General features: G+C 59.4%; 11 protein-coding genes. 2 read left to right on the top strand and 9 right to left on the bottom strand.

What is annotated here, in order from left to right:
- The first annotated feature begins 74 nt into the window (after positions 1-74).
- Both D3Z90_RS12865 and D3Z90_RS12860 read left to right on the top strand, forming a co-directional pair.
- Positions 75-2,642 carry an EAL domain-containing protein gene (locus D3Z90_RS12865; RefSeq protein ID WP_136476156.1) on the top strand — a complete coding sequence of 856 codons (2,568 nt, stop codon included), beginning with the start codon at positions 75-77 and terminating at the stop codon, positions 2,640-2,642.
- Between the two features lie 128 nt (positions 2,643-2,770).
- The gene (locus tag D3Z90_RS12860) at positions 2,771-3,379 is read left to right on the top strand and encodes a dTMP kinase (RefSeq protein ID WP_136476155.1); all 609 of its coding nucleotides are present in this window, start codon (positions 2,771-2,773) and stop codon (positions 3,377-3,379) included.
- Positions 3,380-3,410: 31 nt separating this feature from the next.
- Here D3Z90_RS12860 and D3Z90_RS12855 read toward each other — a convergent pair whose 3' ends face one another.
- The 9 genes from D3Z90_RS12855 to D3Z90_RS12815 form a co-directional block, all read right to left on the bottom strand.
- Positions 3,411-4,010, bottom strand: coding sequence for a hypothetical protein (locus tag D3Z90_RS12855; protein WP_136476154.1), 600 nt, complete (start codon positions 4,008-4,010; stop codon positions 3,411-3,413).
- A gap of 36 nt (positions 4,011-4,046) precedes the next feature.
- Positions 4,047-5,348, bottom strand: coding sequence for an OmpP1/FadL family transporter (locus D3Z90_RS12850; protein ID WP_136476153.1), 1,302 nt, complete (start codon positions 5,346-5,348; stop codon positions 4,047-4,049).
- A gap of 69 nt (positions 5,349-5,417) precedes the next feature.
- On the bottom strand, positions 5,418-6,092 hold the full coding sequence (locus D3Z90_RS12845) for a DUF3313 domain-containing protein (protein ID WP_136476152.1): 675 nt from the start codon (positions 6,090-6,092) through the stop codon (positions 5,418-5,420).
- Positions 6,093-6,201: 109 nt separating this feature from the next.
- The gene (locus D3Z90_RS12840) at positions 6,202-8,154 is read right to left on the bottom strand and encodes an alkyl/aryl-sulfatase (RefSeq protein WP_136476151.1); all 1,953 of its coding nucleotides are present in this window, start codon (positions 8,152-8,154) and stop codon (positions 6,202-6,204) included.
- Between the two features lie 448 nt (positions 8,155-8,602).
- Positions 8,603-10,702: an HlyD family efflux transporter periplasmic adaptor subunit gene (locus D3Z90_RS12835; protein ID WP_371922318.1), complete on the bottom strand. Its 2,100-nt coding sequence runs from the start codon at positions 10,700-10,702 to the stop codon at positions 8,603-8,605.
- Positions 10,702-12,042 (bottom strand): efflux RND transporter periplasmic adaptor subunit, encoded by a 1,341-nt coding sequence (locus D3Z90_RS12830; RefSeq protein WP_136476150.1) that lies wholly within the window; start codon positions 12,040-12,042, stop codon positions 10,702-10,704. Before D3Z90_RS12830 ends, D3Z90_RS12835 begins: the two co-directional genes overlap by 1 nt.
- On the bottom strand, positions 12,035-12,802 hold the full coding sequence (locus D3Z90_RS12825; protein WP_136476149.1) for an efflux RND transporter periplasmic adaptor subunit: 768 nt from the start codon (positions 12,800-12,802) through the stop codon (positions 12,035-12,037). The genes D3Z90_RS12830 and D3Z90_RS12825 overlap by 8 nt, the downstream gene beginning before the upstream one ends.
- A complete protein-coding gene (locus D3Z90_RS12820; protein WP_136476148.1) occupies positions 12,786-14,315 on the bottom strand; it encodes a TolC family protein in 1,530 nt (509 codons plus the stop codon). The genes D3Z90_RS12825 and D3Z90_RS12820 overlap by 17 nt, the downstream gene beginning before the upstream one ends.
- A 20-nt stretch (positions 14,316-14,335) precedes the next feature.
- Positions 14,336-25,828, bottom strand: coding sequence for a VCBS domain-containing protein (locus tag D3Z90_RS12815; protein ID WP_136476147.1), 11,493 nt, complete (start codon positions 25,826-25,828; stop codon positions 14,336-14,338).
- Positions 25,829-26,030: the final 202 nt, after the last annotated feature.

The following is a 26,030-nucleotide window of genomic DNA, read 5'->3' as shown; positions in this document are numbered from 1 at the left end:
CGGCCATCGGTTCTTGCGACTGTGCCGTGTTTCTTGGCAGTCAATTTTCAGGAACCCTGGCTTACGGTGAATAAATGGATGCTCTTCCCGGCAATGGCCTGTCAACACGCAACCAAGTCGTTCGACACCTGATATTGGCGTTTTGCGGCTTGTTGATGGTGATCCTGACACTTGGGCTGGTGTCGTTTTATCGCATCGCCGATTCGCTCGATCAGCGCGAGGTAGCGCAAAGTCGATTTCATGCTGAATCGGCGATGGCCCAGTTACAGAAGAGCGAGCGTAGCTATTTGCTCACTCATGCCATCTGGCAGTCAGCCTATGATCATCTTGGCCGCGAGGCGGATGCGCGCTGGGCCTACGAGGCTGACAATGTCGGACCGACGCTCTACACCACCGACGGCTATGCGGGTGTTTTCGTTCTGGATGATCAGCGCACCGGCTATGCCATGGTGGATGGCCAGTTAAGCAGTCAGGGCTTCGAACACTACAGCGATGATGCAGGCAAGATCCTCAGCCAGGCTCGACAAGTTGCGGCAAACCAGCAAGCAACCGCCGGCTACATGCAGTTTCGCGACCAACCGGCGATGTTCACCGCCGCAGTCATCCAGCCTCCATCACTACCTCACCATCTACCTGCGCCCAGTGCGGTGCTGGTGTTTGTGCGGGTGCTCGAAGCGAGTGTGCTCGAGCCCCTGGGGCGCAGTGCCGGTCTGGACGGCCTGGGCGTTGGCGCCGCTGGCAGCGCAAGCCAGGCAAAAGGCGCACTGCCGCTGGAAGGCAGCGGCGATGAACTTTCATGGACCATTGCCCAACCGGGACGCGAGCTGATTGCCACTGTGGTTCCAGCGCTGGCGCTGGCCGTGGTGCTGATAGGCTTTCTGGTCGCGGTACTGGCCCGCTATGGCATACGCGCGAGCGCCGGCATGGACCGAAGCCACCGGCAACTGGCCGTGTCCAAAGACGCACTGGAAACCAGCGAAGAGCGTTTTCGCGCCGTGGCCGAGGCGTCCTCCGACTGGATTTGGGAGACCGATGCGCAGTTGCATCTGACCTACCTCTCGGCGCGCTTCGCCGAGCTTACCGGGCACCCAATTGATGCCTGGTTGCAGCGACCCATTACGCAGTTGCTCGACTGCGACACCGCCCATATCGAAAACTGGCTGCACGGCTTGGCCGCGAGCCAGGCGTCGGGCAGCCTGCGCTGCCAGTACCATGATCAACTCGGCCAGCAGCGTATCTGCCGAATTGCGGCACGGGCGATTGTTGATCACGCCCGGTGTACCGGTTTTCGCGGCACTTGCAGCGATATCACCGATGAAGTGGCGGCCCATGCGCAGATCCAACACCTTTCGTTGCATGACGCGCTTACCGGTTTGCCAAACCGCAACAAACTTTTTCGTTTTCTCGAACTGGGCGAGCAGGGAGCCTTGCCGCACGCCTTGGCGGTGATCATGCTCGACCTGGACAACTTCAAGCCAATCAACGACAGCCTTGGCCATTCGGCCGGTGACGCCGTACTGGTTGAGGTGGCAAGACGCCTCGGCCAGGTTACTCGAGACAGCGATCTGGTAGCGCGCTTGGGAGGCGACGAGTTCATCATCGTCTTGACCCGACCAGGCCAGCACGAAGAGATGGATCGGTTTTGCGCCCGCGTGGTGGAAACCCTGCAAAACCCAATTTTAGCGGAGGGCCAGTCGGTTCAGGTCGGCGTCAGCCTGGGCGTGGTGCTCTCGGCTGAGTATCCGGGTACGCCGAGTGACTTGATTCGCTACGCCGACCTGGCCTTGTACAGCGCCAAGCGTGCAGGCAAGCACACCTGGCGCTACTTCTCCACGCAGATGAACGCCGCCCTGGTGGAAAAGCGCACGCTTGAGCACGAGTTGCTGGAGGGCATTGGCCGCGATGAGCTTGTGCTGCACTATCAGCCGCGCTTCAAGGTCGATGGCGTAACCGTTGCCTCGGTGGAAGCGCTGGTGCGCTGGCGACACCCGCGCCTGGGCCTGTTGCCCCCTGATCGCTTCATCGCCTTGGCCGAGGAGTCGGAACTGATTGTCCTGCTGGGCAACTGGGTCATACGCGAAGCCTGCACCAAGGCCAAGGCCTGGCCGCTGGAGATCATGGTCTCGGTGAACATGTCGCCAGCCCAGTTCAGTCGCAGCGACGTGGTTCATGATGTCGCCGAAGCCTTGCGGCACACCGGCCTTCCGGCCCACCGCCTGGAGTTGGAAATTACTGAGAATGTCATGCTCAATGATGTCGAAGGTGCCTTGCAGACCATGAACTCGCTGAAAGAGCTGGGTGTCAGGCTGAATATGGATGATTTTGGTACCGGCTATTCTTCCCTGGGTTACCTGCGGACTTACCCCTTCGACAGCATCAAGATCGACAAGCGCTTCGTTCAGTCATTGGGCAAGAGCGCTAGTGATCGCAGCGTGGTCCAGGCGATCATTAACCTTGGCAACGCCATGGGCATGACGGTGACTGCCGAAGGCGTGGAGACGGCCGAACAACTGGCCTTGCTCAACGATGATCAATGCCATGAAGTTCAGGGCTTTCTACTCAGTCGCCCGGTGGACAACGATGTACTTGTGCAGATAATGCGTCGCCAACGGGCGAACACCGCGACCGAGTCCTCTGGTTAGGCGCTTGTTATTTTGAAACGCGTAAGCCAGAGACAAGGATAGAATGCCGGTCACTATCTACGAGGAAACACGATGTTGTTACCTGATTTGAGCCGTGGTCAAACCGACTATCAATCGTTATCTGTCCAATGAGTCGCACGCTGTTTATTTCGCTGGATGGGCCCAAGGGAACCGGCAAAACCACGCTGCTGGAAGCCGTAACCCAAGCACTGCGGGCCGACAATAAGAAAGTGATCAGACTGTGCGAGAAAAAAAGCGATCCCTTTCGCGGTGAAACAATGGCACGGGTCAACAAACTTGTGAGAAATCCCAGTCAGGACCTGGAGCTGGAAGTCTGTGAGCGCTTTGCCGATAGTCGTCGCTGGATTTCCCAGCAAGTACTGCCCAAACAGCCGCAGGACAGCATCATCCTGATCGACCGCTGGTACCCGTCCGATGCCGCGTTTCGCCGATTACTGCCGTTTGCACAGATTCTGCAACTGAACCTTGCGCGAAATGTGCGAGTGCCTGACCTGCACGTGGGGGTTGTTACGGCTCCTGAAGTGTCGTGGGCGAGGGCGGCAGCGCGATCACGGGGCCTGGGCAGTACGGTGATTCATAGCCTGGAAGAACAGGTCGCTTGTACCGAGGCGTTTGAATGCGCCGTTCGCGATCACGGCTGGGCGCTATGCCGTAATGAAGGGACAATCGAAGACGCAACGATGCAGGTGGTTTCTGAGATCTACAGGCTGTTTTGAAGCGCCTGGTGGGTAGTCAGGCGTCCGTCGCCTACCTTTTATCCTCCTCCAGGATGGTCGCTGCCAGCTCCAGGGTGCCTCTGCCTCCGCGGCGCAGGCAGGCAATCAGCGACAACCAGGGAATGTCGGTAAGGCGCACCTCTGAGTTTGGGATCGCACGGACTTCACCCGCCGTTCCGCCGGCAGGGCCTCCATCAGGCAAGTAGATCAGCAGCCAATCACCGCGACTTTCCAGCACCAGACCAAAACGATATCCCTCGCCCTCGCTGATCATTCCGACTTTGGCACCTTCGATGTCGTCCAGGCCGGCGAAGCGTGCGGTAGCGTCTTTGAGCAGTTGGTAACCCGGTAGGTTGCCAAGCAGCCGGGTTTCAAGTGTGTCGAGTGTCCGCGTTGCTATTGCTGTTTTGGCCAGCAACCCGGCGAGAAAGCAAAACAGCGCCAGGAGTATCACCGTGGCCAGGGTCACTGAGGTAACCCCGGCAACGCTGAAGCCACTGAACAGTGGAACCACTTTCTGTACGGGACCGCTGAGCAGGTGAATGGCCTTTTCGATAAGGACGAATATCAATACCAACGGCAGAATAAGCAGCAGCCCGCCGGCAATCGTGGTCTTGATGAAACTGAACATGAGGCCTCCTGCACGCTAGTGTAACGAGGGTCAGCGTTAGAATCGCCAAGTAGCCCCGGCACCGAGAATGTGCAGGGCGGCATTGCGATAAGTGCCAGACAATGTGGTACCTGAACGCGCCTTGGTTTGCTCCACGTCCATGTCACCAAGCCAGACCAGTGTGTACGCGGCGTGTAAGTCCAGGCCCTGGTCAATCTGGTAGTTGACCCCAGTCGCCAACCGCCAGGCTTCGCCCATAGGGTTGTCGACCGTGCGGTCTTTGTCGTCCACCGCAGAACTGTCGTAACCAAGGCCCAAACTCAAGCGCAGGCGCGGATTGATCTGGTACTGCGTACCGACAGAGGCATGCCAGGTGTCTTTGTACTCGCGATCGACAGTGCGACTGGCGCCCAGGGCATCGGCATCCACTTCGACGCCGATGTTGCCGAATTCGCTCCAGTCCTGCCAGCCGAGACTGCCCAATAGCTTCCATTGAGCATTGAGGTCGTGGGCGATACTGAACAGCGCGGTTTGCGGCACCGCCATATCCAGCTCCAGCGAGTCGGTACCCAAGCGGCCAAGTGCGCCATTGAGGATAAGGTTGTCGACCTTGTCCACATCAGGCTTGTCCTTGAATTCCAGGTCGATCTTGCTGGTATAGGCGAAGCCAATCTGGGTGCGCTCGCTCAGTTTGTACAACAGCCCCACGTTGACCCCGGTGCCGACGTCGGTGTCCTTGTACTCAAGCTGGCCATCGGGGCGATCCAGCAGCCCCAGCAGGTTGTTGTTGATGGCCATCTCGTTACGGTAGTAGGCGACCATGATCCGCGGGCCAATACCGATGGACAGGTCATCGGTAAACTTGTAAGCCAGCGTCGGTTGCAATGACACGCCAATAATCGCCGCCTCCTGGTTGAAGTAGCGGCCGGCCCAGTCATCATCGTAATCCAATGCCAGGCCAAAATTGCCGTACATGCCAAAGCCGATTGCCGAGCGTTCATCGATCTGGTGGCTTATGAACAGGCTGGCGCCGGGCAGGTACTGGAGCGCGTTGCCGCCTTCGTTACCGTCGAACTGGTTGCGACTGTCGCGAGAGAAACGCATGTCACCGAGGATCACCTGCGCGTTGGCGCTGATCTGGGTGCCCTGCAACTCGGTGAGGCCCGCAGGGTTGCTCATCAACACGCTGGGGTCGGTTGCCAGCGCAGCAGAACCGGCATTGGCGAGGCCATTGCTCTCCTGGCCTGCCTCGTAGATAAGAATGCCTCCAGCCCCTGCTTCGCTGCTCAGCAGACATAAGCTCAACGCCAGGCCTGTAAGGCGCACACCATGGTCGAGATCACACGTGGCTGACTTCATTAAGCCTCCTCATGGTCAATCCATTGAATTCGACCTGCCGCTGACGTCGGCAGGTCGTTGGGCCATGTCTTAGTGTTTGCTCTTGAGTTGCTCGAACGATTTGACGATGTCGATCGCCCAGCCATCGAGCACCGCCCTGGCATCCTTGGCAGTCATCACTTGGTCGGAGTTGTCCAGATCGGCCCCAGCGCCCTTGCGTACCACTTGGGCAACGACCTTGTTGTTGCTGGCATCGAGGAACTGGGCTTCAGTCGACAGGCTGGTGTCTTGGTCTCGAATACCGGTTGCAGCACTGACGCCTGCAGCCACCAGTGCGATCGGGATCACTTCGTATGGGCGCAGCCCTTTGGTCTTGGCAGATACCGCCGTGATCGCGGGGCGCACGATCAATACACCCGGCCCTGGGCCTTTGGCCAGCGGCAGGACTTTGGAGAATTGTGTTTGTAGGGCCTGATTGTAGTATTGGGTGATGCCTTGGAGGGTCGAGTCAGGAATTTTTTCAGTGGCTTGAGGTTTGGGATAAAGCTGGCTTGGCTCGACATAAACGCTGCTGAACTTGTTCACGTTCAAACCTGGTTCGATCCAGCGCATAACCGCTGCACCAGACGGTGACTTTTCTTCCTTCAAGGCACTGTAGTCCTTGAGAAAACCGGAATACTGGTCGGGTTCAACATATTTACTGGCGCAACCTGAGAGCGCCAAAGAACACACACACAACGCTGCAGCAAGTGATTTGGCCTGCATGGTAACGCTCCGAATTAACTGACTGGTTGAAGCCTGAAACGGCAACTTTGAGCGACCAGGGGAGAGGGCGGCTGCCTTCCAGTTGCCGCCATCTCCCAAGGTTGACGCGTTATGGCGTGACGATGTTGAACCAGAAGTCGAAGTTGTCCATGTAGCTCATCAACTCCTCCAGCTTGCCTTCGTTACCTTCAACCTTGATATCCCCCGAACCCTTTGCGTCTTTGAGCGTGGTTTGCTTGAGCATCAGATTGTTAAGCGTGTCGCGGGTCAGGGTGATGGTGGCGTCTGCGTCCTTCGATTGCATGCCCTCGGTATGGTTGAGTACACCGTTGACCATCTCCAGCGTGTACTTCTGCTTCAGATCGGTGAAGTCGAGATTGAGCGTGATGTGCTTGCCTTCGACTTCGGGCCCTTTCAGGCGCATCGCCAGGTAATCGAAGAACAGGTCCAGGTCCATCGCCTTCACCGTGTCCGGGCTTGCAGTGTCCGGAGTTGGCAATTTCTGCACGCCGTTGCGAAGTTCCTGGGCGCCGGTCAGGTAGAAGTTGCGCCATGGACCACTCTCAGCCTGATAGCCCAGTTGTTCCAAGGCATCGGCCTGCAGGTTTTTCGCCGCTTGATTGCCTGGCTCGGCAAACACCACGTTGTTTACCACCGAGGCCACCCAACGGAAGTCACCCTTGTCGTAGTACTCCTTGGCCTTCTTCAGTACGGTATCGGCACCACCCATCATGTCGACGAAACGCTTGGCTTCTTCTTCAGGCGGCAATTCCCACAATGTGGCCGGGTTACCGATGAACCAGCCCAGGTGCAGGACATAGGTTGCTTTGACGTTGTGATTCAGCGAACCGTAGTAGCCACGGTTGGAAAAGCGGTTGGCAATCGACTTGGGCAGTTTTACCTGCTCGGCGATTTCGGTCATGGTGTAACCCTTGTTGGCCAGACGCAGGGTTTCGTCGTTGATGTAGCGGTACATGTCACGTTGCGAGGACAACTGATCCTTTACTTCCTTGTTGCCCCAGACCGGCCAGTGGTGCATGGCGTACATCACCTGGACATCATCGCCCCACATCTTCAACGCTTCGTTGAGGTATTTGGACCATGGCAGTGGTTCGCGGATTTTCGCGCCACGTAGCGAGTAGGTATTGTGCAAGGTATGGGTAGAGTCTTCGGCCGTGTTCAGGGCCTTTTTCTCCTTGATGTAATACAGCATCTCCGCCGGCGCCTCGCTGCCCGGCGCGTAGAGGAATTCATAGGTCAAGCCATCGATAACGCGGGTCTCGCCGGTTTTTTCGATGATGTCGGTCGGCGGTATGAGGGTCACGGTACCGGCAGAGGTGGTGGTACCCAGGCCTGCACCCAACTGACCCGTTTCATTCGGCGGCAGCAGGTTCCCGTACATGTAGCTGGCCCGACGGCTCATGGCAGTACCGGCCATGACGTTCTCGGCTACCGCATGTTCGAGGAAGCCCTTGGGTGCATAAACTTTGACCTTGCCAGCCTTGACGTCGTCTTCGTTGATTACCCCGCGCACACCGCCATAGTGGTCAACATGGCTGTGGGTATAGATCACCGCGACTACCGGTTTCTTTGGACGGTGCTTGAAGTACAGGTCAAGTGCCGCCTTGGCGGTTTCGCTGGAAATCAACGGGTCGAAGATGGTGATGCCTTCCTTGCCTTCGACGATGGTCATGTTCGACAGATCGTAGTTACGCACCTGATAGATACCATCGGTAACTTCGAACAGGCCCGAGATGTTGATCAGTTGTGATTGGCGCCACAGGCTTGGGTTGGTGGTATCCGGCGCTACTTCGCCTTCTTTGATGAAGGCGTATTTGGCCGGGTCCCAGATTACATTACCGGCCTTGCCCTTGATGACCTCTGAAGGTAATGGGGCAATAAAGCCTTTGTGGGCCAACTCGAAGGATGTCTTGTCATTGAACGGGAGTTCTTTGAGTAAGGCGTTATTCGCAGCTTTCGTGGCCTCAGTCGCGGCTTTTGGTTGCTCTGCGGCCATTGCTTGGGTCGCTAGCGCGATGGCGACGACCAGTGAACATGTCATACCCGCTACTCTGCGAGCTTTCGAACTACTGGAAAAAAAATGCCCAGACGTTATCTCCAAACTCATCGCTATGCTCCTGCTGGTCGGGAAAGGCACTATCAAAGCTGTACGCGCGCTTAGATAAACGTAGAAGGTTTCTGTCGCGCAGCAACTTTTAAATGAACAACTTGCTACTTTATCTGTCAGATCGTGCCTACAAAGTCGGCGGTTTAGGCGAAAATGTCGGCGTCTCTCAACCCCTGAATCGTTTAATGTGATGGATGAGATTTCCTACTATTGGTGAAAATTGGCTACTTAAACTTGGGCGCTGTAGTGTGATGGTGACGCTATTGTTTTCGTATCGAGAGGATAATTAACCGTTCGGTAACCCAAGTGTGATGGAAGCACTGAAATGATTAGATGATTGGTGGCATTTTGATGTTGATTGAATATGGGTTTTAACACGATGTTAAAACCCACTCTCTCGCAGCAACACTGCCGCCACATGGATAAATCCTTGGCCTAGCAAACTGCGACGTTCACCAGCGATCTGCAGCCGACCGCGGGTTTCGCGCAAGGTGGTTGGCGCACCATCGAGTTTGATCAACACATGGAACAGTGGCGGCGTCGGCAATAGTTCCTTGCCCCGGCTGGCGACCGTCAGCGGTCCGCCGAAACGCGAGGCGAGCATTTCGTGGTGCAGTTGACTGACGCGTGTACTGCCGATAGCGAGCACGCTGCCAGTGATGGGGGTTGGTTGTCCTTCGGGGTAAAAGCGCACCGCGCCGCCCGCTACAAGACGCTGCACTTCATCCTGGTCGACGTAGGCGTCAACCTGCCAATGCCGTGGGTCGACCAGGATGCCGATGGGTTCGCGACTGCTGACCCATTGCCCGGTTTGCCAGTTAGGGTCCAGGTCGAGCCATTGACCTTCGAACGGGGCTTGCAACGTCAGCCGGGCAATTTCCGACCGTGCTGCGCGCGCTTCTTCGAACTGGACGTCCAGGCGCTGGCGGGTGGCGATGGCCTGGTCGGCACCAGAAGGGTCGGCAATCAGGCCGCCGAGGCGAGCCTGATAACTTTTGACACTGGCCTCGGTGGTCGAAAGACGCGAGGCAATATCAGGTTCTTCGAGGGTGACCAGAGCGGTACCGGCGGCGACGTGGCCAGCGCGATGCAAGGCCTGCAAACGTGCAGGGTAAGGGGCGAACACCCGCAGTTGATGTTCGGCCCGGGCCACACCCAAGGCCTGAACCTGCGAGCGCCAGGGTACCGCCAGCAGCAATACGATCAGCGCGCCGATTGCCCACCAGGCACGCCGGTGGCCGGTGTTTACCCCTTCACGATGCTTCCACCAGTATTTGAGCTCGCGCCATACCGGCATGACGATGAACCACGCCAACTCCACGGCGAACAGAAAAATACCCAGCAGCTTGAAGAACAGCAGGTAAACCGCCACGGCGATGCCCAGGAAAAGTACCAAGCGGTACACCCAGGTCACTATGGCAAAGGTCACCAGCGCTCGTCGTTTAGCGGGGTGAAAGTGTTCCGGCCATTCCTCATTCAAGCCCAGCAGTACACGGCGCAGGGTGACTCGGGCCAAGGCCGAGGAGCGCTCGTGCAAATTGGGGAAGTCGAGCAAGTCAGAAAGAATGAAATAGCCATCAAAGCGCATGAACGGGCTTGCGTTGAGTGCCAGCGACAGCACCCAACTGGTGGTTGCCAGGTACAGCAGGGCATTGCGCAATGGGCCAGGATCGGACAACGCCCAGCCCAACGTGGCAAGCCCGGCCAAGGCCAGCTCGGTTAGGATGCCCGCGGAGGCAATGGCCAGGCGCTGCCTGGAACTGCGCAGCTTCCAGCTTTCGCCCGTGTCGGTGTAGAGCATTGGCCACATGACCACAAAGGCGATGCCCATATGACCCACGCGCAGGCCCAGGCGGGTGGCGACCAACGCGTGCCCCAGCTCATGCAGGGTCTTGGCCAGCGCCAGAGCAATGGCAAAACTGACCAGGCCTGAAGCTGAAAACGACTCCACCACCGCCGAGGTAAAGGTATCCCACTGTTGCAGCACCAACAGTACGCCGGTCAAGCCCAGCAACACGATCAGCACCGCGGTCAGCGGTTTGAACAGCCAGTCGAGTTTCTCTGCCAGCCACTGCAGGTGATGCTGTGGGCGCAGCAGCGGTATGCGGAAAAACAGGTAGTGATGCAGCCACCAGCTCCAGCTCAGCCAGGCATTGTCCTTGCTGCGCGCCACCAGGCGGGCGAGGGCCTCGCGGCCGGGGCGGACCAGTTGGTGGTGCTCCAGAAACTGGCGAAACTCCACGATTTGCTCCACGTCCGGACGCAGCGGGGTTTCTGCGTGAATGGCCTGGCAAATGTCGTTCGGTGTGCGGTCCCAGCGCAACAGGCACTCAAACTCCAGCCAGCCGATGCGGTAGAAGCGGTTGACCACTGTGTCCTGAATCACCCAGGCCGGTTCGCCGCTGCTGTCCGGGGCGGTTTCCAGCAGGCGCAGGTCTTCGCGCAGTGGCTGCGACGGCAGTTGCGCCGGGTCGACGCCAATCACATGCCGCTCCAGGCCCGCAGCGCGGCGAAAGGCCGACGCAGCAGGTAATAACCCAGCACCACGCGTTCCCCGTACAAGCGGGCGGTGCCGTGCAGGCCAAGTCGCGCGTGTTCAGGTTTGCCGTCGATGCTGGCGAGCAAGCGGTACGCCACCACGCCTTCTTCATTGGCGCGTGCCTGGTAGCTGGTCTCGAGAACTTTGCCGTTGAGTGGGGTCAGCGGGTAGGCGGTGAGGAACAAGGTCACTTCGGCGCCGGGCTCCAAGGCGATGGCATCGGCCACCGGTAACTGGATAAGCATCGCCGGTTGCTTGGGCTCGGCAATCAACAGGATTCGCTCGCCAGTGGACACCGGCTTGCCCAGCCAATCGTTGGGATCGCTGTAGACCGCCACGCCTGCCCGGGGTGCGCGAACCTGGGTGCGCCGCAGTTGCGCCTTGACTGCCGCCAGCTCCGCCCGGCGCTGCTGCACTCGGCCATTCAACAGGGTCAGCTCGCTTTTGCTTTGCGGGTTGTCAAACGCCCGCTGGCTGGCCGCCGCCAACTCGGCATCGGCTACGGCGACTTCCTTGCTCAGAACATCGGCACGGCTGTTGAGGGTGGTTTCATCCAGGCTGAACAACAGCGTGTCTTTCTCTACGCTCTGATTGGGACGCACCTGCATGCCCTGAATCACACCATCGATGGGTGAGCTGATGATCATCGCTTGGCGCGAGACGATTTCAGCAGGAGCCAAGGCAGTTTGCCGAACCGGGACCAGTAACAAAGCCACCGCTACTGCCAGGCCCAGCAACAATTGGCGTTTGCTCGGCCGCCAGCGCGATAGCCGGCGTTTTTTGCCAAAGCCCGCCCAGCAATGCGCCCACGTAAGCCACAGGCCGTCGAACAGAGGTTCAAGCGCAGGCGTGGGTGGATTGTCCAAGAGAAACAGCACCAGGCCTAAACGCTCACCCTCGCGGTCCAGCAACGGGATACACCACAGCCCTGCAGGCCACCACTCGGCCCAACCTTCTTCGATGTCAGGCGTTGGGGTAACGGCATCACGCGCAAGCCACAGCGGCTTGTTGTCTTGCACTTGGCTGGCAACCCAGCGTACGGCACGTTGCAGCCACACCAGGTAAGGCGAGTCTTCAGTCGGTCGGGCCAGGCCCGATACGCACAACAGTTCGAGGATCTGCCCTTGCTGCTGGAAGACCAGGGCCTGGTGGTACTGCAGCAGGGGATAGGGATCGTTGGCGATGGAGAATCCCAGCGCATTCAACGAGTCGGCAGCCAGGGCTTTGTCACGCAGGGCTGCGATCGCCAACAGCAGCTGCGGGTGCGGTAGCGGCTCAGTCATTGGCGCCAGGGAAGCGTGCGGTGCCGCTCATGCCAGCGATAAGGTCCGGGTGTGCGGCGTCCAGGCGTGCCTCCAACTCCACGGTTTGGGCAACGGCGTCTACCCGTGCGTTGATGGCGCTGACATGCGCTGGGTAGGCTTTGCCAGTTTCCAGAATGCTCACCTCAAGCGCCTGGTTTGCCTTGAGCTGAGGCAACAGGCTGGACGGCACATTCAAGCGCACCTTGAGTGCGCCATCGCTGACCAGGTCAAACAGCGGTGTGCCTGCGGCTACGGTTTGGAAAGGTTTGGCATGCACTTTGGCCACGCGCCCGGCAAAAGGCGCCTGTACCACGCAGTAGCCGCTCTGGGCCTGCGCCATGGCGCGTGCACCATCGGCCTTCTGCACTTCAGTGTTGGCCATATTCACTTCTAGGTCGCCCACAGCGTCGAGCTTGCGCAGGTTGCGTTTGGCTTCGAGGTTTTGCCGGGCCATGGTCAGTTCGGCGGCAGCGACTCGCGAGCGCGCCTGGGCTTCGGCGCAGTCAAAGCGCGCCAACACCGCATCCTTGGCAACATGTTGGCCGAGCGCTGCCTTGAACTCGCCAAGGGTGCCGGCCATCTGGCTGGAGAGGGTGGTTTCAAGCCCGGCAACCAGCAACACGCGAATCGTACTCGGCTCGTTGCTGCTGGGCAGTGGTGCCGTTTCATCGGCTACTGCAGGGCTGAGAATCAAGGACAGGAGTACTGCGAGCAGACTGCGCTCAAGGCTGTATGGCATTCGGCGTTCCTTGCATGGCCAGAAGGTTGCTGCGTTCCTGATTTTCCACGGTGCGCTGGATTTCCTGCGCCAGGGTTTTGATGCTGTGTTGTTCGATCTGTTGGGGTAGCGTGTCCAGGCCGACCGAGTTGTACAACCGTCCCCACGCCGCCTGGGCGCTGGAATAAGCCGCCTCACGCTGGTAGCGCGAGAGCAGGTAGCGACCTTCGGCACGTATCACTTCCAGCTCCGAGCCATAGGCAGTGGTGCGTGCAGCTTCAGCGTAGCTCAGTAAACTCTGATCGACGCGCAGACTTTGATCGGCAAATTCAACTTCCTGGCGTGCCAGTTGGTAGCGCAAGGTGCCCACCCGTACTTGAGTGAGGATCGCCATCGATAACGCCACCCGGCGCATGTCATCGGTTTTGCTCTGCGACTCGGCGGCGCGATTGAGCGAAGGTAACTGCAACAGGCGCAACAGGTTCATCGAGACTTGCAGGCCGGTCTCGTTCCAGTCGTTGTTATAGAGGTATTTGTTGGAGTCGTACTTGTAACCGAAGTCCAGGCTCACGTTCGGCCACAGTTGAGTCTTGGCGATCTTCAGGTCGTTCTCGTTGACCCGCTTGCGGTACCACTCTTCCATGATCTCGGGACGGTGGTTCAACGACAGCAATTCGAGCTTGTTGATGTCCTGGGACACCTCCGGCAGGGTTGGCTCGACCTGATCAGCCAGGATCAACCGAGAACCGGGTGGCAGCGACATCAGTGCCGACAACTCGGCGCGGGCAAACTCCAGATCCTGGCGGCGCACAGTCAACAGATAGATGGAATCGAGCAGCGCGCGCTGGTACGACAATACCTCCTGGCGCGGCAGCAGGCCCTTGGTCTCGGCTTGACGTGCTGAAAGCAGCGCCTGATGGGTGCGTACCAGCAAGCGGTCCACCTGCGGCATCAACCGCTGCGCGCTGAGGGCCCGCCAGTAAGCATTGCGTACGTCTTGCAGAACATTCTGTGCCACCTTGCGGCGGCGCTCTTCGGCCATGAGGATCTGGTCGGTTTTCTGCTGGGTGCGGTAATAGGCCACGCCGAAGTCCAACAGGCTCCAACTCAAACCGAGCCCGTAGATTTGCCGGTAGCGCTCTTCAGACGTCGATGCACGCAAGCTCTGTTCGCGGTCTTCGATACCGATGGAGGTACCACCGGAATCATTGTTACGCCCCGCGTACCCGGCCGAAGCTACCAGGCGCGGCAGCATTTCGTGGCTGGACACGTCGCGCAGGTCGCTGGCCAGTGCGCCTTCCATCAGTTTCAGGCGGTAATCAAGGTTGTACTTGAGGGCGCGTGCAGCGGCCTCGTAGAAGGTGATGGGTGTGGTTACCGGCTCCTGGTTTGCATACATCTGCGCCTGGTCCTGAATGATCCGTTGCCGGGTTTCATCCTCGGTGTATTCCACAGGCTTGGTCGCAGAACAGGCGGCGAGCAAAAAGGTGGAAGCAATGGCCGTACTGAACAATGTCTGAGGCAGTTTTGGCATGGTCTGTCCTTGGTCCTTGCTTATTCGCGGGTACCGTTGTCCATTGCCCGCAGGCGCTCGGCCGCTTCACGCAGTTGGGCGCGAAAACCGGAGGCAATTCGGGCTTCGGAAGGCGGTGGCAACTGGGCATCGCCCTTGTTCATGTGCGCAGCGTCGGTGGCAAAAACCGAAGGGTCAGGCAGCAGGCCATCGGCGCTGAGGTTGATGCGTGACTGGCGGCCGAGAATCCAGGCCATGTCCAGGCTGCTTTCGCGACTGCTGTTGTGCACGGCCTTGGCAACGAACTGACCTTGTTCCAGGCCCAGGCGCTGGTTCAGGGTTTCGCTACGAATTTCAGGGATCAGGCCATAGCTCAAGTTGCTGCCGTCGGCCTGCCAGCTGGAAAGCTCGAGCGCGCGGCTTTGCGCTTCAACCACGGGACCGACGAACACTGCCGGCTGTACATCGGGCAGCGGCAAGTTGTGCAGCGGGTCCACTGCATCGCGGCCGAAGAACGGGCCGGCGGGGGCCGGGATGAACGGGGCGGTGATGTCTAGCGAAATGGTCAACTGGGCAAGGTCCGTGGCGCCGGCTCGATCGACAAGGGTGTAGGTGAAGACATCCTGGAGCACTTGACCCAGCCCGGCGGCGGCCAGTACTTGCGGATTGCTCATGTCGATGGTGTAGGTGTAGCTGCCATCGGCGTTTATCACCAGTGTGCCGTAGCGACCGGCCAGCGGTTGGCCGAGCACCCCATGGGTGCCGGTGCCGGTTTCAGCACCGGTACGAATGGCGCTGACGCTCAATTGGTCGCCGCCGTCGACATCGCTGTCATTGGGCAGGACTTTACCGGAGCTTTGCGGCGCTGTGGTCTGGTCGCTGGCGACGTTGCTGTCGTCGCGGGCAAGCGGACTGTCGTTGGCGCCTTGAATGAGGATATTGAGCCGCGCCTGCGACTCGGCCCCGGCAGTGTCGTGCATGCGGTAAGTAAACACTTCACGCAGGGTTTCACCTGCCGTGCGCAGGGCCTGCACGATTGGATTGTTGTTGTCCAAAACGTACTGGTAGCTGCCGTCGGCATTGAGCAGCAGGTGGCCGTAGCGCCCGGCGATGGTCTGGCCGGCGAGGGCGGTGTTACCGGTTTCACTGGTCACCGATAGCACTTGGCGGGTTTCACCCAAGGCGCTGCTGTCGACGTCGGTGTCGTTGTCCAGCACATTACCGCGTGGGTCTACACCGGGTTTGCCATTGCTCACACCTCCCGCCTCGACAGCGATGCTGTTGTCGTCGACGGCAATTGGCGTGTCGTTGCGACCGTCTATGGTGATGGTCAGCTGTGCAGTGTCATCGGCCTGGTGAGGGTCGACCACTGTATAGGTGAATACATCTACCAGTACCTGGCCACTGGTGCGCAGCGCTTGCACCGCTGCCAGGCTGTTGTCGACGGTGTAGGTCCAACTGCCGTCTGCGTTCATCACCAGGTCGCCATACAGCCCACGGAGGGTGGTGCCTACCGTGCCATCGGTGCCTGTACCGGTTTCACTGCCGGTTCGGATTGCCGAGACTGTCAATACATCGTTTTCAAGGTCGATGTCGTTGCTGAGCACATTGCCGCTGGGGTTGAAGCCAGGCGTCGCATTGTTCAATCCGCCTGCCTCGACAGCAGTGGCAGCATCATCAATGCCATCGGGCACATCATTGCGTCCGATGACGATGATCGACAGTTGCGCGAGGTCGGTGAGACCGCCTCGGTCGGTCACTTGGTAGGTGAATTTATCGACCACTGTCTGCAGCAAATCCAACGCCAGAACGGCCGGGTTGGAGCTGTCGACGTGGTAGGTGTAGCTGCCGTCGGCATTGATTACCAGTGTGCCATATTGGCCGATCAACACATTGCCAACCGTGCCGGCCACCCCCGTGCCACTTTCCGGACCGGTACGAATGCCGGTCACTGTAAGTACATCGCCTTGGTCAACATCGCTGTCGTTAGGCAGCACATTGCCGCTGGGGTTGATGGTCAGGCCATCGCCATTATCGGCCACGGCAAGATTGACGTTGTCTCGGGCCACCGGGGCATCCCACGCGCCTTGAATGGTCAGGCTGAACTGGGCGATGTCCTCGGCCCCGGCGGTGTCGCGCATGCGATAGGTGAACACCTCCTGAAGGGTATCGCCCGGTTTCAGGGCCTGGACGGCAGCCAGTGCGTTGTTGACTTGATAGCGATAATCGCCGTTGGCAAACACCGTCAAGGTGCCGTAGATCCCGGTGATGGTCTGAGGACCGGTGACCGCTGTGAAGGTGCCACCAGCCGCTTCGCTGCCCGCGCGAATGCCATTGACGGTCTTGCTGTCAGCCGCATCGACGTCAGTGTCATTGCTTAACAGGTTTCCAGTGGGGTTGAGGCCTGCGGTGCCGTTATTGGTGCCACCGGCTTCGACAGCAATGGCGGTATCGTTGACCGCGACCGGATTGTCGTTCTGGCCGCGGATCGTGATGGTCAGATTGGCGGCGCTGAGCGCGCCCGAAAGGTCACGGATGGTGTAGGTGAAAAATTCACTGACAGTGTCGCCGGCAGTGCGCAGCGCTTGCACCTGTGGATTATTGTTGTCGACCAGATAGGTGTAGCTGCCATCGGCGTTCAAGGTCAGACTGCCGTACTGGCCGGCAAAACTACTACCGACGCTGCCGGCGTTGGGCCCTTGACGAATCGCAGTGACTGTCAGTTTTTCGCCAAATTGGTCGACATCAGTGTCATTGCTGAGCACGTTGCCACTGGGGTTACTGCCAGGGGTGGCGTTGTTCAAGCCGCCAGCCTCGACCGCCAATGCACTGTCGGGGTTGGCGACAGGTGCGTCGTTGCTGCCCTGGATGGTGATGTTCAACACTGCTATATCGGTAGCGCCTGCAGTATCGATAACGTGGTAGTTGAAGGCATCAGTCAGTGTGTTGCCGGGTCGCAGGGCTTGCACGGCCGCCATGCTGTTGTCCAGGCGATAGCTGTAGCTGCCATCGGCATTGAGGGTCAGCCAGCCGTAGGTACCGCGCAATTCGCTCCCCAGCGTGCCGGCATTGCCAGCGCCCTCGGTGGCGCCGGTGCGTACCGAGGCCACGCTGCTGGTTTCGCCGTAGTCGGTCGGGTCGCCGACACCGCCATCGACGTCGTTATCATTGGTCAATACGTTACCGGTGGGGTCGACGCCGCCACTGCTGTTGTTGACCCCGCCGGCTTCTACGGCGGTTGCCGAGTCATTGCCAGCAACCGGGTTATCGTTCTGGCCTCGGATAACGATGACGATCTGGGCGTCGTCGAATTCGCCGTCGGAATCGGTGACCCGATAAGTGAAGACTTCCACCAGCAAATCGTCGATCCCGCGCAGCGCCTGGACTTCAGAATTGTTGTTGTCGATCACATAGGTGTAGGTGCCGTCGGGCTGAATGGTCAGGGTACCGAATCTGCCGTTCAGCGGGTCGCCAACCACCCCGACAGTGCCGTCGGTTGCATTTTGCAGCCCTGTGCGTATACCCGTCACGCTGATTGGATCGCCATCAGGGTCGGCAAAGGTAACTTGCCGAATTGGCGCGGGCGGAACGCCGGGGTCAAGGCCTGGTGTGCCGTTACCGGCGCCGCCCGCTTCAGTGGCCAGCACTACGGTGTCCTGTGCATGAGGTGGATTGTTGGCACCGGTGACCACAATCACCAGTTGCGCGGTGTCGGTCAGTCCAGCCGAGTCGACAACCTGATAGGTAAAAACCACTTCCATCGACACCCCACGGGGTAGGGCGATAATCGCGGCGTTGTTGCTGTTGACGTCGAAGGTGAAGGAACCATCGGGATTGATGGTCAGCATGCCAAAGTTGTCGCCCGCAACGACGGCAATAGGCACCCCCGTGCTGTCTCGGGCGTAAACCGCCGCGATGGAAACCGGTCCGCTGGTGACTGGCGTCAGCGCGCCATTGCTCGGTTCGATGCCATTGACGGCCTCGATGCCACTGCGAATGCCATTGACCTGCAACACGGTATTGGGCCGGTCCGCCGCGTCGACGTCGGCGTCTATGCCAGTGCCACCTGGGCCGGTGTTGCCCGGGCGGCTGGGGAACTGAATGACGTTGCCGCTGGGGTTACTTTCATTGGTAGAGTCAGAACCTGCCTGCGCCTGGGCTGCATCGTCGCTGGCGAGTGGATTGTCAAAGTTGCCCTTGACCGTGATGCGCAGTTCAGCCAAGTCATTGAGGCCCAAGGCATCTGTTACTTGATAGCTGAACACTTCGGTCAGGCTGTCATTGGGCCCGAGGCGTTGTACGGCGGTATTGCTGTTGTCGATGACATAGCTATAGGTACCATCGGAAGCGATGGTCAAGGTCCCGTAGGTTCCCGCGAGGCTGACACTGCCGTTGGCCGGCACAGTGGTCAGTGGCGCAGGGGAGATTTCCGGTGTGGCGCGAATACCGGAAACACGGATGGTTTCGCCATAGTCGATCGGGTCTGTCGGCTTTTCGCCGCCGTCCACATCATTATCGTTGTCCAGCACATTGCCGCTGGCATCGGTGCCAGGAATAGGGAAGTTGCTGGGCGGGGTATCGTTAGGCTTGCCGACATCGGTGTTACCAACCCCCCCTTTTTCAATGGCAGTGGCCGAATCGGCGTTTCCAACCGGTGCATCATTGGTGCCTTGAATCACCACGGTCAAGCTCGAAGTGGACTGCAGCGGCGGGCCACCCAGGCCGATATCGGCAATGGTATAGCTGAACACTTCGGTCAGTTGGTCGCCGGCCAGGCGCAGTGCTTGAACCTGGGCATTGTTGTTGTCGATGATGTACTCATAAGCGCCATTGGCCGACAGCACCAACTTGCCGTAACGCCCGGCAATCTCTATCACATCAATGCCAGTAAGCGCCCGGGTAACACCCAGTGGGGATGTCACCGAAATCACATTGAGCACATCACCGTTGGTGGCGATATCGACATCGGTGTCGTTATCCAGCAGGTTGCCACGTGGGTCGATACCGTCCAGCTGGTTGTTGGTGCCGCCGGCCTCTACGGCGGTGGCAGTGTCTGGATTGGCAATGGGCGCATCGTTGACTGGATCGAGGTTGATCACCAGCAAGTCGGTGTCGGTGCGCGCGTCGGTCGGTTGCCCGGGAATGCCGTTGCCATCGAAATCGCCATAGTTGCCTAAATCGGTGGTTTGAACCTGAAGGGAGTCGACGCCATTGAAGTTCAGGTTGCCCAAATAGCTCAGGCTGGCCAACGCCGCGTTGATGTCGGCAATCCGTCCCAACAGCACCAAAGCCGTGGTGCCCGTGCCGCTTACGGTCACCCCGGTGGCAGCACCGGTGAGCGACAGGGTGCCGTGAGTCACCGTCAGCGTCACCTGAATGGCCCGGCCGTTGACGTTCGGGTTGCGCTCGGCATCGACGTCGCTGACGCTGATACCGGGGATTGCCAGTGGGGCGTCCTCATTTCCAGACTGAGAGCCGGGCAGGGTGTTGACCGGTGCGTCGTTGACCTCGACATAGCCGGAGTTGGCTTGCTGGGCACTCCCTTCACCCAAGGTCACGCGGACCTGGCCGAGGGTGCTGCCGTCGGTATCGATGCGGATGCGCAGCTCGCCAAACTGGCTGATGCTGTTGACGGTGGTCGGTGCGTCTACACGGTACAAACCAGAGGGCAGAACACCGAAGATAAAGCGGCCATTGCTGTCGGTGGTGGTGCTGAAGGTCTTGTCGTCGCCATTGCCGAAGACTCCGTCAACGCCTGCCCAGATCAGCTTGATGGTCTGGTTGGCAATTGCCAGCTCGTAGGCTGGGGTGCCGGGAACAGGGTCTGCGTCCGGGGCTACGTCATTGGGTGAAGAGGCGGCGGTGCCGGTGTCGTTCCAGAGGGTGCCGCTGATGATGCCCAGCCCGGCACCTTCGCGCAGGACATAGTTGTTCAAGGTTGTAGCGTCCGCACCGGGACCGTCTGTTCCGTTACGCTCGCCCGATGCGCTGCCGTCGGCGCCAACCGTGGTACCGCCCCAACTGGTGAACGTTTCGGGCAGGCTGCTCCAGCTCAGGTTGGCGTCGGTATTGGCGATAGTCGTGCCATTGGGAACGTCGACTGAATACACCACGCTGACCCGCGTACCTATGTCGATTCGAGCGATATCAACGCTCAGCCCACCTGTGGAGCTGAAGGTCACGCCCGCGGGCAGGTTGCCCGGACCATAGAGGGTGCCGCCGATGGTAACGCTGATCAGGTTGTAGTTGCTGCCGGTCGGGAAACCGTCGCTCAGGTGCACGTCATAGGCTGGCAAGCCGCCGCTGGCGGTGAAATTGACGGTGACCGTGGCGTTGCCCGTGGTGCCGGCAGGGTTGGGTGTAAAGTCGGTGACCTGCTTGTTGAACTCGCTGAAACTGGACTCGACGATGCGCTCGCGCAGCACATCACTGGTTGCCCGCAGGTTGCCGTTGACACGGTCTTGAACAATGGCGTCGAGGGCCACGCCGGTCTGGTTCTCGACAATGTTGCTGACCCGGGCATTGAACTCGACGACGATGCCCTCAAGGTCATCATCGTTGCCATCGTCACCCGCGCCATGCGCGCCGTTGGTGATGTTACCCAAATTTAGGGTAACGATCTGATTGCCGTTGGCATCGGTGCCAAGTTGGACATAAATCGGGTTGAGCACGCCGGTCGGCGCTGCGCCGGAGAGATCCGGGGTGATGTATTGGGCCTCTGGACTGTCCTCGTTGCCAAGAATCTGCAACGTGCCGCTGGTGATCAGGTCATTCAGGCTGGTGACCAGGCCACCATCGGAGACGAAGCCGATACGCAGGGTGCTCAAATCGCCCAGGGTCAGGCCACGACCCAGGGTAATCACCAACTGGTAGTTGGGGTTGTTACCTTCAGGCACCAATACGGTCGCCCGGTAGCGAATCACTTCTCCGACTGCGACCTTTTCTTCCAGAGCGTTGGTCGGGTTGGGGGCTGCGGTGTCGGTAAGTCCGCCGACGCGCGAGAACTTTATGCCTTGCGCCACCGGAATGATGAGCACGCTGTCACGGCGGTAATCATTGAGTACGCCGCTGTTGAGTGTACCGTCGTTGCCGGTTCGTTCACCGGCAACCGTACCGTCAAGGCTGGTCCAGCGTACTTGCGCCAGGTTGTCGAACTGCGCCACCGACGCGCCGGTGGCATTGACCACCCCGGAAACGCGCAAGACCACGGTGCCGCCTTTGGCGATATCGACATTGCCGGTGTTGATCAGCGTGCGACCTGTAGGGTCGAGGGTAAAACTGCCAGTGATATCGGTGCTCACGCCATTGACCGTGTAAATCGCACTGATCAAGGTCAAACCGTCCAGTTCAGTGGGCAGTTCGCTGCTGAAGTTAATATCGAAGGCGTTATTGTCGCTCGACGCAGTACCGTTGCTGAGGGTGATGTGGTATTCGACCTTGTCACCTTGGTCGAAACCCAGCCCTGGCGGGGTGACCAGTTGCTGGTTGAGTTGCAGGGTTGGTTCCTGAATGGTGATGGTGGGCTTGGCGCCGGTCACTGCCACGTCGCGGCTGACTGCGGTAGTGCCATTTGGCGTATCACCGTCGGGATCGCGGTAGTTGAGGGTGGCGTCGTTTTGCCTGACTGCGCTGGTCTGGTTGGCTATGACGTTACTGGCAACCAGGCGCAGACGAATGACGAAACTGTTGTTGCCGGTGTTGTTGTCACCGGTGGCGCTGGACACTGTAAAGACGAAGCGCGCATCGGCACCGTCAGCGCCCAGGGTGCCGGAGGGTGCACTCAAGCTGCCGATCGTGACTGTACCGGCAAAATTTTGCGCCAATAAGCCACCAGCGCTGGTGATCACCAGATAGCCTCGCCCCTCGAAACTGGTGTCCAGACGCATGCCGGGCGGTATCAGATCATCGATACGCAGGTTTTGGGTAGTCCCTTCAGGCAAGGTCACGACGATGTCGTAAAGCATGCTTTCACCGACCACCAGGTTTGAGCCGGTGGTGTGGGTGGCGCTGGAGTCGCTATTGTCGAGACTGCCGCCAGCATAGTTCTTACTGATGGTCGGGGCAGCGACCTGCTGGCCGGCAATGTCGCTCAATGGTGTAGAGCCAACGAAGTTCTGTCCACCTTCGACACTGGCGTAACCGAGCAGTTGGGCGCTGGTTTGCAGCGTAGAGCTGGCGGCGATGGTGGCGCTGACATTGACCTCGTAAGTGATGACCACCACGTTGGCACCGCTGCTGTCGGCAGCACTGCCGGGGCGCCCGGCCAGTAGCCCGCCGACCCCAGCACCGTCGATGAAGGTAATAGTGTTGGTGGCGTTGATTACGGTGTAGTGCGTGCCAGCGATGAGCCGTGTGCCGTCGCCACGATAGATTTGCAAGTTGGCGGCAGACAGGCTGCCACCGACAAAGGACAGCCCCGGCGGCAGCGTGATGCTGGTGCGCACATCGAATGCACTGCCACCACCGGAGTTCTCGATGGCGGTGGCCAGGCGCAGGCGATCGCTGGCGTCGATGCCGCTGACATTGCCATTGACCGCGCTGATATCGGTGATACTGCCGGCGAACGGCGTGCCAGCGGTGCCCGGTAACGTCCAGCTACCGGTTGTACCCGATACCGTGCCATGGCTGCTGGAGACTACGCCATGGCTGATGTTGAGCACAGGTTCAGCGACCGAGGCGATCAAGGTAACGTCATCGGTGGTTACCAGAGCGCTTTTATCCAGCGTCCGGGTCTGACTGGATTCGCCCAGCACGTTGAAGGCGCGTTGGTCGGCGAACGGCTGGTCACTGACGGTCAGGGTGAAGTCGATCGAAATACGGCTGCCTTCGACCCCGCTGTTCACATAGTCGGCGAAGGTGAACACCAGCGAGTTGCCTGGCCCGAGGGTAATGGACGTTGGAGTATTTGGATTGGTGTTGTCTGTCGCCAGGCGCCAGATGGTGTTGAGGTCCAGGCCGCTGAGGTCGAATAGCGGCAGAGGCAGGTATGCCGTGAGCTTGAAGTTTTCGTAGTCGCCGGTGATCAAATCGTAGCTGATGCGGAAAGTGACACGGTCACCAGGGCGCAACTCGGTGCCAGGTGCCGGCGCGCCACCACCGTTGCGATCGGCCAGATTGATTTCAACCTGGCTGGTGGGGATGGTGGTGGTGGTAGTGGAGCTGTCGCTCTGGTTGTCGCCGCTGAGGTTTAGAGGGTCGAGCAGTACCGTGGCGGTAACGGTGGCGTTGTTGCCGAGCGGATCGCCTTCGTTGATTTCAGGATGAGGGTTGCCGCTCGGCGGTGTATAGCTCTGTCCGATTCGCGCCTGGTAGCTGATCACCGCCAGGGTCGCGCCTTGCAGTACATCGTCGAAGGCCAGGTCGCCATTGAGCCAGTTACGTACGGCAAAGGCATTGCTGATAGAGCCGGCAACGTCGAACTGCATGGACGTCGTACCGTCCGCATTCACCACAGCGCTGCTGATCAGGGTGATGGTCTGAGTGATGCCGTTGACCGTGAGGGTCAAGGTGGCCGTGCCCGGCACAAGGGTTTGGCCATCACCGAGGCTGTCGGCAACCACGAAGCTGCCATTACCGAGGAAGGTTTTGCCAAAGGCAAAATAGTCGGAGAGGGCGATGTTGAGGCGGTAGCTGAGGGTGTCACCCGGGCTTACCCCGGCGGTGCCACCGTCAATCGCGACCGTGACCTCCTTTTGCAAGGTAATCGACTTGGCAATAAAGCTGACATCCTGCCCAGTGCCACTGAACTCGATTTGCCCACCCGCAGCGTCGCGCGGATCCAACGGCACCCAGTCGCCGGTAGCAGTAGGGCCATCGAAAACGATGGCAACATCATTGCCGGTGACCGGGTTGAGGACGGGAACGCCATCGGCATCTTCATCGGGCACAAAAAACTGCACGCTCGTGCTCGTCGGGCCACTGATCGTCGGGTACCGCACGCTGAATTCGCGAAGGTACACGTCGTTGCCAAGGTTACTGTCGTTATTGCGCGCGAGCGTTACCCGAATCAAGGCCGGGTCGGTAATCACACGACCATCGTAGAGGGTTATGGATACAACTGTGCCTCCGGCAGCCGGGGTGATGCCTTTGACAATGACATTGTCTGGCACCGGCTGGGTGATCACCACGTTGGTCAAGGTCTGCGAGTCGGCTGGGGTAATGGTGCCAGACAGCGTGCGAACGAAGTTCGGGCCGGTGGCAGTTTCACCTTCCGGTGTGCTGACCGTCTGATCAACCGTAATGACGGTTGGGTGCACGACGTAGCTGTCGGCGTTGGCCGAAGGCTCAAGAATACTCGGGTCAGTGGCCGGGTTATTAAGTGAATCGTTGCCATACTGAAAGCCACTGCGTGCACGAATGGTCAGGTCAGGGGTGGAGCCTGAGAAGGAGAAGTCGGTGTCTGCCAGGTTGCTTAAGGTCGCGGTCACTTGAATGGCAATCGGCGGCTGGCCCTGGCTGACGCTGGAGAACGGCAGTTCGAGGACTACCATCTGATCACCCGCGCGCATTCCAAAGTCGGCTGCGTTTATGATCAGGGGCTTGCCATCGGTGCCGACGGCCAAGGGATGGCTGGCCTGGCCATTGGCATCGAAGGTCAATACGTGGGCGGTCAGCGTCTGGCCCAGGTAGCTGGCGGAACTGAAGGTGATACCGTCATCAATTTCTGCGCCGGCGCCATCCTTGCCGGTGGCGGGGAAGAATAAATCGATAAAGGGTGCATAACCGGCATCGGTAGTGCTGTTGCTGAAGGTCACCGTGAAGGTGAAGTTCTCACCCAACAAGACGTCGGCACCACCGGACAATCCAGTGCTTGGACCTGCAGCCAGCAACCGCTCGTAGCTGCTCATGGCCGCGCTGGAGAGCGCGATAGACTTATCGATCAAGCCATTGCTGATTTCCAGGCTCCAATCGCCACCCGCTTTAGCGCTACCGGTGTTGTCGTCAGAGGCGCCCACGTCTGCGCCGGTCCAGCGCGCCAGTTCATCCACCAGGGTACGCCCATCCTTGCCTTCGCCCACCTTGCAGCCGTAGAGCTGGATGTCGGCGCCTTCGTTCAGGGACTGGCTCCATTGACTCAACGGTTGCGCGTATTGCCCAACATTCTCGGCAGTCAGGGTGGTGCTGCCCAGGGTGAACTCGCCGGCGGCACCATGGGATAGAATTTGAATCGAGTCGACTTGGCCCAGCTTGGCCAGGGCGCTGGAAATCGCGGCCAGTCCATCCTGATTAGCCTCCACCACCAGCACGTCAACGTTGTCCGGCAGATTGGCGGCGAGTTGCTCGCGGCCTTCGATACGGCTGTCGAGCACTAACAGGTGACGCGCCGCAGACGGTTGCTGGCCGGGCTCGCTGCGAGCGTCGGACGGCGTGGCGTGCGCCGTGTCGCTCTTGCCTGTATCGCCGGCATCCTGCTGGTGCTGATCCGCGGTCGCTGCCGCCGCTGCCCCGTCAAACAGTATTCGCGGCTCAAGCGCCAGGGCTTGGCGTTGCGGTTTGAATGCGGCTGGAATTGCAGTACGGAGTCGGGTCGTCATGTCCACCTCAATACGAAAGCTCCTTGCGAAGGCGGGCCGTCGGCAACGGGAGCAGCGCTGATGCTGGCGACAGCCGGTTATTCCTTCGGGCCGTCGAATAATTCTCAACAAAATCAGACTAGACGCATTTTAAACATTCTGTGATTTGCCTGACGGATGCGCTCCAGGCGCCTTTCAGCCGGTCTGGACGGCCAGCAAGCCC

It is taken from the genome of Pseudomonas sp. DG56-2 (assembly GCF_004803755.1).
GTDB lineage: Bacteria > Pseudomonadota > Gammaproteobacteria > Pseudomonadales > Pseudomonadaceae > Aquipseudomonas > Aquipseudomonas auratipiscis.
This window is presented reverse-complemented; position numbering and strand designations above follow the sequence as displayed.

Bases quoted from the DNA above. Each gene is read 5' to 3' on its own strand.
- D3Z90_RS12865 (WP_136476156.1), top strand. From the start codon at position 75: ATGGATGCTCTTCCCGGCAATGGCCTGTCAACACGCAACCAAGTCGTT.
- D3Z90_RS12860 (WP_136476155.1), top strand. From the start codon at position 2,771: ATGAGTCGCACGCTGTTTATTTCGCTGGATGGGCCCAAGGGAACCGGC.
- D3Z90_RS12855 (WP_136476154.1), bottom strand. From the start codon at position 4,010: ATGTTCAGTTTCATCAAGACCACGATTGCCGGCGGGCTGCTGCTTATT.
- D3Z90_RS12850 (WP_136476153.1), bottom strand. From the start codon at position 5,348: ATGAAGTCAGCCACGTGTGATCTCGACCATGGTGTGCGCCTTACAGGC.
- D3Z90_RS12845 (WP_136476152.1), bottom strand. From the start codon at position 6,092: ATGCAGGCCAAATCACTTGCTGCAGCGTTGTGTGTGTGTTCTTTGGCG.
- D3Z90_RS12840 (WP_136476151.1), bottom strand. From the start codon at position 8,154: ATGACATGTTCACTGGTCGTCGCCATCGCGCTAGCGACCCAAGCAATG.
- D3Z90_RS12830 (WP_136476150.1), bottom strand. From the start codon at position 12,042: ATGACTGAGCCGCTACCGCACCCGCAGCTGCTGTTGGCGATCGCAGCC.
- D3Z90_RS12825 (WP_136476149.1), bottom strand. From the start codon at position 12,802: ATGCCATACAGCCTTGAGCGCAGTCTGCTCGCAGTACTCCTGTCCTTG.
- D3Z90_RS12820 (WP_136476148.1), bottom strand. From the start codon at position 14,315: ATGCCAAAACTGCCTCAGACATTGTTCAGTACGGCCATTGCTTCCACC.
- D3Z90_RS12815 (WP_136476147.1), bottom strand. From the start codon at position 25,828: ATGACGACCCGACTCCGTACTGCAATTCCAGCCGCATTCAAACCGCAA.